The organism is Kouleothrix sp. (genome assembly GCF_046328425.1).
GTDB lineage: Bacteria > Chloroflexota > Chloroflexia > Chloroflexales > Roseiflexaceae > Kouleothrix.
In genome coordinates, this window is the sequence record NZ_JAXLWP010000003.1 from 15,250 (window position 1) to 29,558 (window position 14,309).

11 protein-coding genes are annotated in these 14,309 nt (G+C 70.7%); 8 read left to right on the top strand and 3 right to left on the bottom strand.

Annotated features, from left to right (window positions below):
* Positions 1-51 precede the first annotated feature (51 nt).
* The gene (locus tag U0177_RS00080) at positions 52-1,356 is read right to left on the bottom strand and encodes a glycoside hydrolase family 13 protein (protein ID WP_409568532.1); all 1,305 of its coding nucleotides are present in this window, start codon (positions 1,354-1,356) and stop codon (positions 52-54) included.
* Between the two features lie 144 nt (positions 1,357-1,500).
* Here U0177_RS00080 and U0177_RS00085 point away from each other — a divergent pair, with 144 nt between their 5' ends.
* Positions 1,501-2,658, top strand: coding sequence for a YgfZ/GcvT domain-containing protein (locus tag U0177_RS00085; RefSeq protein WP_409568533.1), 1,158 nt, complete (start codon positions 1,501-1,503; stop codon positions 2,656-2,658).
* A gap of 105 nt (positions 2,659-2,763) precedes the next feature.
* Here U0177_RS00085 and U0177_RS00090 read toward each other — a convergent pair whose 3' ends face one another.
* A complete protein-coding gene (locus U0177_RS00090; protein ID WP_409568534.1) occupies positions 2,764-5,793 on the bottom strand; it encodes an aminotransferase class III-fold pyridoxal phosphate-dependent enzyme in 3,030 nt (1,009 codons plus the stop codon).
* Between the two features lie 177 nt (positions 5,794-5,970).
* Between U0177_RS00090 and U0177_RS00095 the strand changes: the two genes are divergently transcribed.
* Together U0177_RS00095 and U0177_RS00100 are read left to right on the top strand one after the other, a co-directional pair.
* Entirely contained in the window at positions 5,971-6,876 is a 906-nt protein-coding gene (locus tag U0177_RS00095; protein ID WP_409568535.1) for a hypothetical protein, read from the top strand.
* A gap of 187 nt (positions 6,877-7,063) precedes the next feature.
* Positions 7,064-8,170 carry a hypothetical protein gene (locus U0177_RS00100; RefSeq protein WP_409568536.1) on the top strand — a complete coding sequence of 369 codons (1,107 nt, stop codon included), beginning with the start codon at positions 7,064-7,066 and terminating at the stop codon, positions 8,168-8,170.
* On the opposite strand, the gene U0177_RS00105 is transcribed toward U0177_RS00100, so the two are convergent.
* A complete protein-coding gene (locus U0177_RS00105) occupies positions 8,167-9,885 on the bottom strand; it encodes a CocE/NonD family hydrolase (protein ID WP_409568537.1) in 1,719 nt (572 codons plus the stop codon). The genes U0177_RS00100 and U0177_RS00105 overlap by 4 nt on opposite strands.
* A gap of 264 nt (positions 9,886-10,149) precedes the next feature.
* Between U0177_RS00105 and U0177_RS00110 the strand changes: the two genes are divergently transcribed.
* The 5 genes from U0177_RS00110 (at position 10,150) to U0177_RS00130 (ending at position 14,309) form a co-directional block, all read left to right on the top strand.
* Complete coding sequence (locus tag U0177_RS00110; protein ID WP_409568538.1) at positions 10,150-10,572, top strand: zinc ribbon domain-containing protein; 423 nt, start codon at positions 10,150-10,152, stop codon at positions 10,570-10,572.
* A gap of 204 nt (positions 10,573-10,776) precedes the next feature.
* Positions 10,777-12,459 carry a hypothetical protein gene (locus U0177_RS00115; protein ID WP_409568539.1) on the top strand — a complete coding sequence of 561 codons (1,683 nt, stop codon included), beginning with the start codon at positions 10,777-10,779 and terminating at the stop codon, positions 12,457-12,459.
* A gap of 206 nt (positions 12,460-12,665) precedes the next feature.
* Positions 12,666-12,860 carry a hypothetical protein gene (locus U0177_RS00120; RefSeq protein ID WP_409568540.1) on the top strand — a complete coding sequence of 65 codons (195 nt, stop codon included), beginning with the start codon at positions 12,666-12,668 and terminating at the stop codon, positions 12,858-12,860.
* 17 nt (positions 12,861-12,877) lie between these two features.
* Positions 12,878-13,876: an AAA family ATPase gene (locus U0177_RS00125; protein ID WP_409568541.1), complete on the top strand. Its 999-nt coding sequence runs from the start codon at positions 12,878-12,880 to the stop codon at positions 13,874-13,876.
* Positions 13,877-13,925: 49 nt separating this feature from the next.
* Positions 13,926-14,309: a hypothetical protein gene (locus tag U0177_RS00130; RefSeq protein WP_409568542.1), complete on the top strand. Its 384-nt coding sequence runs from the start codon at positions 13,926-13,928 to the stop codon at positions 14,307-14,309.

Consider the following 14,309-nt stretch of genomic DNA (forward strand, 5'->3'; position numbering starts at 1 on the left):
GGCGTTTTCGGCGAAGTGCTCGCCCGCAGCGAACTCGATCGTGCGCGGCTGCTAGGCCACATTCACCGCCACCAGCAGCGCCTCGGCAGCGTCGGCGCGCGCAAAGGCGTAGGTCGCATCGTCGGCGTGCAGGCGCGCGTAGGCGCCGGTACGCAGCGCCGGGTGAGCGTGGCGCAGCGCGATCAGCTGCTTGTGGTACGCCAGCAGATCCATGTCCCAGCGCTCGCGGTTGGCCCAGGGCATGCCGCGGCGGGTGTCGGGGTCGAAGTTGGTGCCGGGCAGGCCGATCTCGTCGCCGTAGTAGATGCTCGGCGCGCCGGGGTAGGTCATCTGCAGCAGCGTCGCCAGGCGCACGCTGGCGGTGTCGCCATTGGCGATGCTGATCAGCCGGGCGGTGTCGTGGCTGTCGAGCAGGTTCAGCTGGGCCAGCTGGATCTCCCAGGGGTAGATCTGCAGCAGCCAGTCGATCTTGTTGGCGTAGTCGTAGCCCGAAAGCGCCGGGATCGGGTGGTACGAGCGGCCGGCCACTTGGTCGGGCAGCACGCGCGGGCCGGCGCAGAATGCGATCGCCGCCTCGGTGAATAGGTAGTTCATCACCGCGTCGAACTGGTCGCCCTGGAGCCACGGCCGGCTGTCGTGCCAGATCTCGCCGACGATATAGGCCTCGGGGTTGATCGCCTTGACGCGCGCGCGGAACTCGGCCCAGAAGCCGGGGGTGTGGATCTCGAAGGGCACGTCGAGCCGCCAGCCGTCGATGCCCTGGCGCAGCCAGTGCTCGGCAACCTGCATGATGAACTCGCGCACCTGCGGGTTATCGGTGTTGAGCTTAGGCAGCGCGCGGTTGCCGACCCAGGCGCGGTAGTTGGCCGGCCTCGCGCCATCGTAGGGGCTGAGCGGCCAGCCCTCGATCGTAAACCAGTCGAGCCAGGGCGAGTGCGGGCCGTTCTCGAGAATATCGTTGAACTGGAAGAAGCCGCGGCTGGCGTGGTTGAACACGCCGTCGAGCACCACGCGCAGCCCGCGCCGGTGGCAGGCGTCGAGCAGCGTGTGGAACGCCGCATTGCCGCCCAGCAGCGGGTCGACCTGGTAGTAATCGTGGGTGTGGTAGCGATGGTTCGAGGCGCTCTGGAAGATCGGCGTGAAGTAGATCGCGGTGACGCCGAGATCCTGGATGTAGTCGAGGTGCTCGGCCACGCCAAGCAGGTCGCCGCCCTTGTAGCCCTCGATCGTCGGCGTGGCGTCCCACGGCTCGAGGTTGGTGGGCTTCACCAGCGCATCGCTCTTGGCGAAGCGGTCGGGGAAGATCTGGTAGAACACCGCGTGCTTGACCCAGTCGGGCGTGTGGATTTCGGTCATTATCTCTCTCTTTTCACGCGACTTACTCGGCGCTGGTTTAGCCTGCGGCAGCATGGTACTCGATCATGTACGGTTTTCGGTATTTGCCCTCTCTGAGCGCAAATACCGAAAACGAAAAGTACCGCTCTGCCGGCTCGGCGGAGCGTGCCGAAGGGAAGGCAAAATTCAGCCGGGTGCGCCATATGGAGTGTTGGCGAGGGCAGATCGCGCCGCCCGTGCAGCCCGTATAGTAGCAGAATTCTTGCCTTTGCGGCGCGCCGGGCGGCATGGTATCATGCCGGGCGCGGCGGTGGGCCGCACCAGTATGCGAGAAACGAGCCAATGACCAATTCTGCCGATACCAACGGCGCGGCCTATGCCGCCGCGCTGCACGGCGCCGCGCTGGCCGACGAGGGCGAGGCCGGGCGGATCCTGATGCGCGGGCGCGACCGCGCCGCGCTGCTGCACCGGCTCTCGACCAACGATATCGAGCGGCTGCGGCCGGGCGCGGGCGCGCGCAGCGTGCTGACCACGCCGATCGGCCGGATCATCGACGTGCTGGCGGTGCACGCCCTCGACGACGCGCTGCTGCTGGCCACCAGCCCCGGCCAGGGCGGCGCGGTTTGGGCGCACCTGAAGAAGAATATTTTCTTTCAGGATCAGGTGGCGCTCGAAGCCGCCGGGCGCTCGCACGGCCAGCTGGCGCTGTACGGGCCAGCCGCAGCCGAGGCGCTGCGCCAGGCGCTCGGCGCCGATATTCCCAGCCTGCCGCCGCACCACAACGCCACGCTCGGCTTTGGCGGCGCGCAGCTGATCGTCGCGGCGCGCCCGCCGATCGGCGGCCCGAGCTTCACGCTGTACGTGCCGGCCGAGCAGCTACCGGCCGCGCGCGCGGCGCTGCTGGGGGCGGGCGCGCTCGCGCTCGACGCGGCCACGCTCGAGGTGCTGCGGGTCGAGGCGGGCTACGCCGCGTCTGGCCGCGAGCTGAGCCAGGAGTACATCCCGCTCGAAACCGGCCTGCACGACGCAGTGAGCTTCAGCAAGGGCTGCTATGTAGGGCAGGAGATCATCGCGCGGATGGAGAGCCGCGGGCGGCTGGCCAAGCGCCTGATGGGCCTGCGCCTGAGCGCGCCGGCCAGCGCGCCGGGCAAGCTCGACGTAGGCGGCAAAGAGGCCGGCGACCTCACCAGCGCCGCCGTTTCGCCGCGCTTCGGGCCGATCGCGCTGGCGTATGTGCGCAGCGCCCACGCCGATCCGGGCACGCGCGTCGGCATCGCCGGCGGCGATGTGTGGGGCGAGGTGGCCGAGCTGCCGTTTAAGTAAAGTGAGCGGCTGCCAGAAAGAGACGTTTGGAGGGACGAAGTCCTCCAAACGTCTCTCTTTTGAGATCGCTTCCAGGGTATACGCGCGGTCAGCCAGAGCTGGGCGTCACACCCGCGCGAAATCCTCGGCCAGAATGTCGTCGAGCGCGGCCAGCAGCGCGTCGGCGTCGGGCTGGGCGAACACTAGCGGCGGGCGGATCTTGATCACATTGTGAAACGGGCCGTCGGTGCCGGCCAGGATGCCGCGCTCGCGCAGGCGGTTCACCACGTACGAGGCCACGTCGGCGGCAGGCTCGAGCGTGGCGCGGTCGCGCACCAGCTCGACGCCCAGAAATAGCCCCATGCCGCGGGCATCGCCAGCGACGGCGTGGTTGGCGGCCAGCGCTCGCAGGCCACCGAGCAGGTACTCGCCGACGTGCCGCGCATTCGCCTGCAGCTGTTCTTCTTCCAGCACATCCAGCACTGCCAGGCCGGCCGCGCAGGCCACCGGGTTGCCGCCAAACGTACTGAAGAACTCCATGCCGTTGTCGAACGAGGCGGCGATCGCGGGCGTGGTGACCACGGCGGCGAGCGGGAAGCCGTTGCCGATGGGCTTGCCCAGCACCACAATGTCGGGCACGACGCCCTGGGTCTCGAAGCCCCAGAAGTGCGTGCCGAGCCGGCCAAAGCCCACCTGCACCTCGTCGGCGATGCACACGCCGCCGGCCGCGCGCACGTGCCGGTACACCTCGGCGAGGTAGCCGGCAGGGAAGACAATCTGCCCGCCGACGCTCGGCAGCGTCTCGGCGATATAGCCGGCAAGGCCGCACCCCTCGGCCCGCAGCCGCGCGACGATCTCGGCCACGTGCGCGGCGTACTTGCGGCCGGCCGCGGCGTCGCCGCGCCGGTAGGCGCCGCGGTAGTCGTCGGGGATGGGTGCGACGTGCACCCAGGCCGGCTTGCCCATACCGCCAGGCCCGCCGAACTTGTAGGGGCTGATGTCGATCAGGCCGCTGGTGTGGCCGTGGTAGGCCGCGTCGAGCACGATCATGTCGCGCTGGCCGGTGTGGGCGCGCGCCAGCCGCAGCGCCAGCTCGTTGGCCTCGCTGGCCGAGTTGAGGAAAAAGCACACGCCGAGCGGCGCGGGCATGCGCGCGGCCAGGCGCTCGGCGTAGCGCACGATCTGGTCGTGCAGGTAGCGCGTGTTGGTGTTCAGCAGCGCCAGCTGGGCCTGGGCGGCGCGCACCACGCGCGGGTGGCTGTGGCCCACCAGCGGCACATTGTTGTACACGTCGAGAAACGCGCGGCCGGTGTCGTCGTACAGGTACTGCCGCCAGCCGCGCACAATCTTCAGCGGCTCGCGGTACGAGATGCTCAGGTTGCGGCCGAGCAGCGCGCGCCGGGCGGCCAGCGTGGCCTCTTTGGGCGGCTCGGGCGCGGGGAAGCGCTCGGCCGGGATGCCGAGCAGCAGGTTCGGGTCGGGCGAGAGGCTGCGCCACAGCGCGCGCTGGCTGGCGTAGGCCACGCCCGGGAAGTCGCGGCCCATGTCGAGCAGGTCGGCGATGATCTGGAAGTGCAGGTGCGGCGGCCAGTCGCCGTTGCCCGGCGGCGCGCCGATCGTGCCGATCTGCTGGCCCGGCGACACTGCCTGGCCCGGCGCGACCATGGCCAGCGAGTCGTGGCCGAGGTGGCCGTAGAGCGTGTAGAACGGCGTGCCGTCGCCGCTGGCGTGGCGCAGCACGATCACCGGCCCGTAGTCTTTGGGCGCGGCGTTATCGGCCACCAGCTCGACGCTGCCGGCGAGCGGGGCGTACACCGGCGCCCCGGCGTCGAGCCACAAGTCGATGCCCAGGTGCACGGTGCGGTGCTCGTCGAGCGCGCCCGCGCCCGAGGCGAAGGCCGGGCTGGTGTAGATCAGCCGCGGCTCGTCGTAGCGGCCGACGCCCAGCGCCGCGCCGGCAGCGCGCATGGCGCCCCACAGCTTCTCGCCAAGCGCGGGCGTTGCCGCAGCCGCCGGGTCGGCGCCGAGCAAAAGGCTGCCGGCGCTCAGGTCGAACACCACGCTGGGGGCAGTGCGAACGTCGACGGCCAGCACCGGCGCGGGGTTCTGGGCGCGCAGCCACTCGGCCAGCGCGGGGCTATGCGGCACCGGCGGCAGCCCGCAGGCGGCGCGCAGCGCGTAGTGCGCGAGGCGCGGGTGAATAGCGTCGAGCCGCTCGAGCAGCGCCCACGCCGGCGCCTCGCTGATCGTGACATACGGGTCGCCGGGCAGCAGCGCGGCCCGCTGAGCCGAGTTGACTACGCTGACCGCCAGGCGGGCGCACACCAGCGTGAACAGCGCGGCGATCTCGGGCTCGTGCAGCGGCAGCTCGGCATGGTAGCCCGCGGCCACCTCGGCGATCGCCGCCAGCGGGTCGGGCTGGCCCAGCGCGGCATAGGCCGCGCCGATCGCCAGCTCGCCGACCGTGGCGCTGTGCATGATGTCGCCGAAATCGATCAGGCTCAGCGCGCGCGGCGGCCACTCGCCGGGCGCGCTCACCAGCACATTGTAGTCGTTGGCGTCGCCGTGGATCACGCTTTGCCGCAGGCCGGGCAGCGCCGGCGCCAGCGCGTCGTAGCGCTCCAGCGCGCGCTCGGCCAGGGCGCGGCGCGCCGGGTTTGCGATGCAGCCAAGGAGCTGGCGCGCCCAGCCGGCGCGCGCGAGGTCCCACTTCAGCTCGCGGTGCGCGGCCGGGTGGTCGAAGCCGGCCAGCGCGGCGTCCATGCGCCCCAGCAGCCGGCCGAGGCCGCGCAGCAGCTCGGGCGGGCGCGGCCGGGCCTCGGCCAGCACCCGGCCGGGCACGTAGCCGAGCAGCCACACCAGCCGGGCGGCGCCAGCGGCCTCGGCGGTGGTGAAGCGCTCGCCGGCCAGCGTGGGGCGCACGCGCGGCAGCGCCAGCTCGGGGGCGTGAAGCGCCAGGTGCGCGAGCGCCTGGCACTGCGCGTCGATCAGCGCCGGCTCGCGTTCGGGGTGCATCACCTTCAGCACGAACGCCGCGCCGTCGGCGGCCACCAGGTGGAAGTTATCGTCGTACTCGCCCGGCAGCGGCCGTGCAGCCGCAGCGATGCCGTACAGCTCGCGGGCCAGCCGCTCGGCCTCGGATGGATTGAGTTTCACACGCGCTCCCGTTCTTTCAATACCTGCGGCGTATGGTACTCGGAGCGCCGAAAAATGCAACTCGAGCCCGCGCCGCGAAAGCGCGGCGGGCCTTTGCCGGGCGCGCGGCGCGCAGCCAATTTCTGCTACACTACAGCCACAGCCGTAGCCCGGCATCGCGCACCCGGCGAGGTCACCATGAGCCTGCGCACCCGCATCTACATCAGCCTGGCGATCGGCATGGCCGTGCTGGTCATCCGCCTGCTGCCGCTGGCACGCTTCGGCAACGATACCGCCTGGCCGCACTGCTACGCTCAGCAGCTGCTGGCCGGGGGCGACCCCTACGGCCCGGCGTGCCGCTATATCGACCCCGCGACCGGCCAGGCTTTCCCGGCCAACCCGCTCACAACGGCGGTGGTGCTGCTGCCGCTGGCGCCGCTGTCGCAGGCCCACGCCGCCGCGTTGGCCGCCGCAGCAGGCGCGGGGCTGCTGGCGTTTGCGCTGCTGCGCGGCGGGCAGGCCCACCGCCTGCTGGTGCTGCTCTCGGCCCCAGCGCTGCACGCGCTATGGTACGCCCAGTGGGCCGTTCTGCTGCTGGCGGCGGCGCTGCTGCCAGCCCTGCTGCCGCTGACGCTGGTGAAGCCGCACATCGGCCTGCCGATTGCGCTGACACGCCTGACGCGGCGGCGCGCGCTGGCCTGCGCCACGTTTGGACTGGCCACGCTGCTGATCCTGCCCGACTGGCCGCTGCGCTGGCTCGGGCAGATCGGCGGCTTCAGCGGCTACGTGCCGCTGCTCACCGTCCCCGGCGCGCTGCTGGCGCTGGCGCTGCTGCGCTGGCGCGACCCCGACGCGCGCTACCTGCTGCTGTGCGCAGCGGTGCCGCAGCGCGCGCTCTACGACGCGCCGATTTTGGCGGCCGCGCTGCGCAGCCGCGCCGAGGTTCTGGCCTGGACGCTGGCCACCTGGCTGTACTGGCCGCTGCTGGCGCTGCTCGGCGCGGCCCCGCCCTGGCCGGCACGCCTGATTGTGCTGTGCGCCTACCTGCCGCTGCTGGCGCTGCTGCTGCGCCGCCCAGCCATGCAACCACGCGGGCGGCCATAAACGTCTTGATATCGGGCGCCCGTGGCGCTCACCGCGCAGCACCGTCGCTCTCACGACTCTGCCGGCGGTTGAAACCAGCCTTCCAGCAACCCCGAAGGCGTACGGGTGCGATCTATCGCGCCCGCACAGTGTCAAGTCGAAACTCCGAGTATCAAACCATAGCTCATTTGCAGGAAGAGGTGTCGCTATGAAGCGATGGTGGTTAGTATGTATTCTGGCGCTGGCGCTTGTGCCGGCCGTAGCGGGCGCCCAGGAGCGCCAGCAGTGCTTCGCCGAAACCGGGCACTGTGTGTCGGGCGCGCTGCTGAGCTACTGGGAGCAGCACGGCGGCCTGGCGGTGTTCGGCTACCCGATCAGCGACGAGCTGCCGAACGAGGTTGTCGAGGGCAGCTGGGTTGGCCACACCCAGTGGTTCGAGCGCGACCGGCTCGAGCTGCACGCCGAGGGTGTGCTGGCCGGCCGAATGGGCGCGCGCGCGCTCGAGCTGCAGGGCCGGTCGTGGTGGGAGTTCGCGCCGTTCGCCGGCGAGCTGCCGGCCGGCTGCGCGTACTTCGAGCCGACGCGCCACAGCGTCTGCGAGCCGTTCCTGAGCTACTGGCAGAACAACGGCGGGCTCGAGCGCTTTGGCTACCCGCTGAGCGAGCCGCTCACCGAGACGATCGGCGGCTGGACTGGCACGGTGCAGTATTTCGAGCGCCGCCGCCTGGAGCACCACACCGAGCTGCGCGGCACGCGCTTCGAGGTGCTGCTAGGCCTGCTCGGGCGCGATATCTTCGCCGCCGCGCCGCCGCAGCTCTGCACCACGCCGATCGCGCCCGCGCTGCGCGCCAGCTTCGAGGTAGTGCAGGGCCTGCGCGAAAACCTCGGCTGCCCGGCGGCCGCGCTCGAGGACGCGCCGGCAGCGCTGCAGTCGTTCGACAGCGGCTCGCTGATCTGGGTCGACCAGGGCGCCAGCGGCAAGAAGATCTACCGGATCTACACCTCGCAGTACGCGCCCGGCCACCCGCTGAGCTACCAGATTCACGACGACCTGTGGACCGAGAACGACCCGGTCGACTACGGCCTCACGCCGCCGGCCGGCCACGTGGCGCCGCAGCGCGGCTTCGGGCTGCTGTGGGTATCGAATAAGTTCGTGCGGCAAGACTTGGGCTGGCCGTACCAGCCCGAGCAGCCGGCCCGCGCCACCGTGCAGCAGTTCAGCGGCGGCGCCACTGTGCTGTGGCTGCGCGATACCGGCGCGGTGCTGATCCTCCAGCCGCGCAGCAACCTGGTGAACGAGATCCGGCATCGCTAGGCGATCGTGGGGAGCAGCAGCGCCGATGGGTGCGCGGCGTCGTGGTACACCGTCTGATCGGCCGCGCGGGCGCGCGTCGCGTCGGCCAGCGGGTCGCCATAGCCCAGGTTGCGGCTCCAGCGCGGGTGCGCCCCGCTGGCCACGTGCAGGCGGATGCAGTGGCCCCGCCGAAAGCGTGCCGCGATATTCCACAGCCCGATCTCGATCCGCAGGCTGCCGTCGGGCTGGCGCTCGCCGGCGCCGGGCGTCAGCCGCAGCAGGCCATCGCACAGGTTGATCGAGCGCCCGTCGGGATGCACGTCGCACAGGCGCCCCAGGAAGTCGGTGTGCTCGAGGCTCGAGCGCACAAACAGCACCAGCCGCACCGGCCCGGCGATGTCGAGGTCGCGGTCGAGCGGCGCGCTGGTGTAGCACAGAATGTCGGGGCGAGCTTCGATCGGCCGCTGGTCGCGCGGGCCGCCGAGCGGGCCGACCAGCCGCGCGCCGCCGAGCGCGGGCGTGGGGTCGGCCGGGTCGTAGCGGTAGTGGTCGGGCGCGGCGATGCCGGGCTGCGTGGGAGCAAGCCCGGCCTCGCCCTGCAGAAACCAGGCTGTGGTGCGCGCTGGCGGCGGCCAGCTGCCGAACTCGCGCCACACGTTTGCGCCGATGAAAAACAAGCGCACCGGCCGGCGCGCCGGCGGCGCCGCGCCTTTCATGTGCCAGTCGAACCAGCGCAGCCCTTCGCGCAGGCTCGCGAGCACCAGCTGTGGGCTGGTATGCGCCCACGGGCCGATCGTCAGGTAGGGCGCGCGCCCGGCCCGGCGCAGCGCCTCGTAGTCGGCCAGCAGCTCGCGCTGGATCAGGTCGTACCAACCCGAGATGAAATGCGCCGGCGCGGCCACATCGGCCACGTGCGCGGTGTGGTCGCGCTGCTGCCAGTACGGCCCGCGCAGGTCGGTGTGCTGCAGCCAATCCTGGTAAAACGTAACCGTCCTGCCGAGCGCGCGCTGGTCGGCCTCGGCGAGAGGCAGGTGCTGAAACGCCTGCTCGACCAGCCGCTGCGCCGCGTCCGGGCCAGCGATCGACTCGCGCCACGAGGGCGAGCGCCGCGTGTCGCCGCCCTGTAGCTCGGTGATCGCCGTCCAGGCCAGCAGCGTATCGAGCCCGAACGCGCCGTCGGGGTGTGTGAGCGAGCCGAGCTGCGCGCCGGTGACGATCGGCACCATCGCCTTGAGCAGCGGCTGCGCGTCGGCGGCGATCGCCCACTGCACGTAGCCCAGGTAGCTCGCGCCCCAGGTGCCGAGGCTGCCGTTGAACCAGGGCTGGGCCTTGAGCCACTCCAGCGTCGCCATGCCATCGGCGGCTTCGTCGGCCAGCGGGTCGAATGTTCCACCCGAGGTGTAGCGCCCGCGCGTCAGCTGTATCACCACGTGGTAGCCGCGCGCTGCCAGAAGCCGGCTAAACGCTCCCCAGACCAGGCCAAACAGCCCGGCCTCGGTCCATTTGCCGTAGGGGGTGCGGATCAAAATCGTGGGAAACGCGCCCGGCGCGCTCGGCGCGTAGTGGTCGGTCATGAGCCGCGCGCCGTCGGGCATCGGCACGGCGATATCGCGGCTGGCGCGCACGCCGTAGCGTGCCGGCGGCAGGCCAAGCAGCCGCGCCCACAGCCAGCGGCGTACGCCGGGGCTGGCCAGCGCCAGCCCAGCTGCGGCCAGTACCGTACGCCTGTGCGACATGGCGGCTCCTTTGGTGATACTGGCGGGAAATGTGTGCGCCTGCCCGGCCGCAGGCAGCCTCTCGGGTGGCCGCATTATACTACCGCCGCGCTCGTGCAACAACATACGCTGCAGCCGGCGCGGGGCTCGCGGAACGTCAGCCCTCGCTGCCCTTCTCCTCTCTGCCGCGCGATCCGCCGCGAGCCTGCGCGGGCGCAAGATATGCTATACTTTGCTCGATCACAACCTGCTCGTACATCCAAACACAGCATCGAAGGAGAAATCATGGTCGAGCGAATCTGCCCAGCGTGCCAGCACGGCAACCCACTGAACGACCACTACTGTGGCAAGTGCGGCGCCCCGCTCGAGCGGCAGCTGCCCGCGCGCCGCGACGCCGCGCCTATGGTGCTGGCCGGCCGCCAGCTTCCGGTCACGTGGCAGCAGTTTGGCAAAACCATGGCGCTAAGCGTCGCGGCGCTGGCCGCCGAGGCAGGCATCGCCTGGCTGCGCCGGCGGATCGAGACAGGCCCATCGCCTGCTACCACCGCGCTGGCGCGCCCCGCCGATGCCCGGCCCGCCGAAGCTGCCAAAAACCCGGTCAGCAGCGTCGTCACGATCGTCAGCCAGCGCGTGATCGAGGTGTGGGAAAGCGCCGACGGCAAGAAGCAGATCAGCGAGCGGCATTTCTGGCGCCGCACCGAGGAATAAGCCCACTATCAGCCCTGCGCTATTCCGCGCTGGCCCGATCCGTGCTACAGTGAGGCCAGCCTACGCCGCGGAACTTTTGGCCGTGCGCGGGCGTCTTCTTGGTAGAACGGCGGCGTAATCGGCGCGATTCCTGCCACGGCAGGATCCGCACTATCGGCTCTCGGCTCGCGCGCCCTCGCCGCGCGCGAGCCGGAAACAGCGACTATGGCTCAGGCACTCACAACCGGCACCTATATTCGGCGGCGGCTGCGCCCGCTCGGGCGGCGCCTGCAGCTGCGCGATTGGCTGCTGCTCGCCAGCCGCACGCTGTGGGTCGCGCCCGGCGGCTTCGCGCTGATGCAGCTGCTCGGCCGCCTCGCCCCCATCCCGAACCTGCTGATCTGGTCGCTCGCGCCGGCCGGGCTGTGGCTGCTCGCGATCCTCGGCTACGGGCTGCTGCGCCGCCTGCCGGCCGACCAGGTGGCCCGCCGCGTCGACGCCGAGCTTGGCCTGCACGAGCGCCTGGCAACCGCGATCGAGCTGAATGCCCGCGCCGAAAGCCACCCGCTCGACGAAGACCAGCAGCGCGACGCGCGCGCCTACGCCGACACGCTGCGCCCGAGCATGCTCCGGCTGCGCGTGGCACGCCGCCCGCTGCTGCTGGCGCCTGTGGCGCTTGCGCTGGCCGCTGGGCTGTGGCTGCTGCCTAACCCGCAGGCCGAGGCGCTGCGCCAGCGCGCTGCCGTGCAGCAGGCCGTGGCTCAGGTGGCCGCCGAGGCCCAGCAGCTGCGGCAGCAGGTGGCCCAGAACCAGGAGCTGACGCCCGAGCAGCGCGCCCAGCTCGACCAGCAGCTCGCCGAGCTCGAGCGCAAGCTGCGCGAAAATAGCGGCAGCCGCGAGCAGGCGCTGGCCGACCTGTCGTCGTTCGAGAATCAGCTGCAGCAGCGCATCGACCCGAGCGCCGACGCGCACCGCGCCGCGCTCGAGAACCTTTCGCGCAACCTGCAGAGCCTCTCGGGCCAGCAGCCGTCGCAGCGCCCAAGCGCCGCGCAGACGGCCAGCCAGCTCAGCCAGCTGTCCCAGCAGATCGACAAGATGACGCCCGAGCAGCGCCAGCAGCTGGCCCAGAGCTTGAGCCAGCAGGCCGGGCAGATCGGCCAGAACGACCCGCAGCTCGCCCAGAACCTCAGCCAGGCGGCGCAGGCGCTGCAGCAGGGCAACGCCCAGCAGGCCCAGCAGGCGCTGCAGCAGGCCGCCCAGAACGCCCAGCAGTCGCAGCAGCAGCAGGCCCAGCAGCAGGCGCTTCAGCAGGCGCTCGGCCAGCTCCAGCAGAGCCGCCAGGCAGTGGCGCAGGCCGGCCAGCAAAACCAGCAGGGCCAGCAGAACCAGCAGAACCAGCAGGCACAGCAGGGCCAACAAAACCAGCAAAACCAGCAAGGCCAGCAAGGCCAGCAGGGGCAAAACGGCCAGCAGGGCCAGCAAGGCCAGCAAGGCCAGCAGGGGCAAAACGGCCAGGGCAACGGCAATGGCCAGGGCGCTGGCCCGCGCAACAACGCCAACGGCAACGGCCAGGGCGGCCAGACGGGGCAGAACACCGGGCAGAACGGTGGTGGCGGCAAAGAGGCCGGCACCGGCCACGAAGACAGCGTCTACCAGCCCTACAACCCAGCCAACGGCCAGCCGCGCCCCGAGCAGATCCAGGGCCAGCAGGGCCAGGGCGGCGAGACGCAGGTGCAGCAAGGCCAGACCAACCTACCCGGCGTGGCCGGCCCAGCGCAGGTTCCCTACCAGCAAAACCTGCCGCAGTACCAGCGCGCCGCCGGCGAAGCGCTCGACCAGAGCGCCATCCCGCCACACCTGAAAGACTACGTACGCGACTACTTCTCGAACCTTGAGCCAAAGCGCTAGCAGCCCGCCGCAGTGGTTTTGACGCCCAGGTTCGGCGGCGCTTCGCCTGTATGCCTGCCGCTCAACATCAGCAACGGCAGCTCCAAGCCTAGAGCAGGCGCTCGATAATGCCACTCGCCGGACAGTGTCGTCCATGCCCAACCCGCTTGATCGAGACGCACAAGGCGCGCGGCACCAGGCAGTGCCGCCGCAAGGATGACACGGCAATGTTTACAATCGTTGGTATTCTGGCTGCCCTCGTTCTCACCGGCAGCCTGTTCACGATCTATGGCGCGCGCCACACGCGCATGCCATCCAGGGCGCTGACCATCACCTTCGCCATCACCGCCGCATCCTGGCTGGCGTTTCTGGTCGCCGCGATCGGCGCAGTGTTGATGCTGCTGGCGCTACCGCGCGCCTGAGCAAAGGAGCTTACCGCATGACCGCCCCCGCATCCGCGCCACGCTTCGGGCCAGAAGAGTTTCGGCAGCGCGCCGCCATGATCGAGGCCGAGATCGGCCAGGTGATTGTCGGCCAGCGCGACCTGATCCGCCAGACGGTCATCGTGCTGCTTGCCGGCGGTAATGCGCTGCTCGAGGGCGTGCCCGGCCTGGCGAAAACCACGCTGGTGCGCACGCTCTCCGACGTGATCGACTGCTCGTTCAACCGCATCCAGTTCACGCCCGACCTGATGCCCGCCGATATTGTCGGCACCACGCTGATCAACGAGGACGAATCCGGCCACAAGTCGTTCCGCTTCGAGCCGGGGCCGATCTTCGCAAACCTCGTGCTGGCCGACGAGATCAACCGCGCCACGCCCAAAACCCAGAGCGCGCTGCTTGAGGCCATGCAGGAGCATACCGTCACCGTCGCGAAAACGATCCATCGCCTGGCCGACCCGTTCTTCGTGCTGGCGACGCAGAACCCGCTGGAGATGGAAGGCACCTACCCGCTGCCCGAGGCCCAGCTCGACCGCTTCTTCTTCAAGATCCTGGTGCCGTTCCCTACCACCGCCGAGCTGGTCGAGATCGCCAACCGCACCACCAGCGATCGCGCGCCGCAGACGCGCAAGATCGCGAATGGCCCGCTGATCCTCGCGATGCAGCGCCTGGCCCGCAGCGTGCCGATCGCCAGCCACGTGCTCGGCTACGCCGCGCGCCTGATCAGCGCGACCCACCCCGAAGACAAAGACGCGCCCGCCGCGACGCGCCAGTTCGTGCGCTACGGCGCCAGCCCGCGCGGCATGCAGGCGCTGATCCTGGCCGGCAAGATCATGGCGCTGCTCGACGGCCGCTTCAACGTCGCGTTCGCCGACTTGAAGCTGGCGGCCCTGCCGGCGCTGCGCCATCGCCTGATTCTGAACTTCGAGGCCCAGGCCGAGGGCGTGGCGCCCGACGACGTGATCCGCCAGATCGTCGAGGCGGTCAAGACCGAGTAGCTTGAATCGCGGCCTGCGAGACGCAGCCGGCAATTCCGTGGGGCGGGCTATGGTGCGTATCCCTGCGATACTTGTGGCGCTTGCGGCTGGGCTGGCGCTCGACGCCGGCACATTCGCGCTGGCGCAGCTCGCGGCGCTGAGCCGTATGCCGATCGCGCTGCTGCCGATCTGGGGCATGCTCGGCGGCTTTGTGGCCGCGCGCTGGGCCGCGCGCACACCGCCCGTGCCGGGGTTCGCCGTGGGCCTGCTGCTGGTGGCCTGCCAGGTCGGCGCCGCCCTCGGGCCGTACCCGCAGGTTCAGCCGTTCCTCGACCCGCGCCTGATGCTGCTGCAGATCATCGCCGCGATCGGCGGCGGGCTGGCCGGCACCGTGCTGATGCGGCGCGCCAGCCAGGACGCCCGGCCCGAGCCCGAATATACGCCGCTGGCGTAA

Coding starts and splice junctions, on each gene's coding strand:
- U0177_RS00130 (WP_409568542.1), top strand. CDS start 13,926: ATGGTGCGTATCCCTGCGATACTTGTGGCGCTTGCGGCTGGGCTGGCG.
- U0177_RS00125 (WP_409568541.1), top strand. CDS start 12,878: ATGACCGCCCCCGCATCCGCGCCACGCTTCGGGCCAGAAGAGTTTCGG.
- U0177_RS00120 (WP_409568540.1), top strand. CDS start 12,666: ATGTTTACAATCGTTGGTATTCTGGCTGCCCTCGTTCTCACCGGCAGC.
- U0177_RS00100 (WP_409568536.1), top strand. CDS start 7,064: ATGAAGCGATGGTGGTTAGTATGTATTCTGGCGCTGGCGCTTGTGCCG.
- U0177_RS00105 (WP_409568537.1), bottom strand. CDS start 9,885: ATGTCGCACAGGCGTACGGTACTGGCCGCAGCTGGGCTGGCGCTGGCC.
- U0177_RS00095 (WP_409568535.1), top strand. CDS start 5,971: ATGAGCCTGCGCACCCGCATCTACATCAGCCTGGCGATCGGCATGGCC.
- U0177_RS00080 (WP_409568532.1), bottom strand. CDS start 1,356: ATGACCGAAATCCACACGCCCGACTGGGTCAAGCACGCGGTGTTCTAC.
- U0177_RS00115 (WP_409568539.1), top strand. CDS start 10,777: ATGGCTCAGGCACTCACAACCGGCACCTATATTCGGCGGCGGCTGCGC.
- U0177_RS00110 (WP_409568538.1), top strand. CDS start 10,150: ATGGTCGAGCGAATCTGCCCAGCGTGCCAGCACGGCAACCCACTGAAC.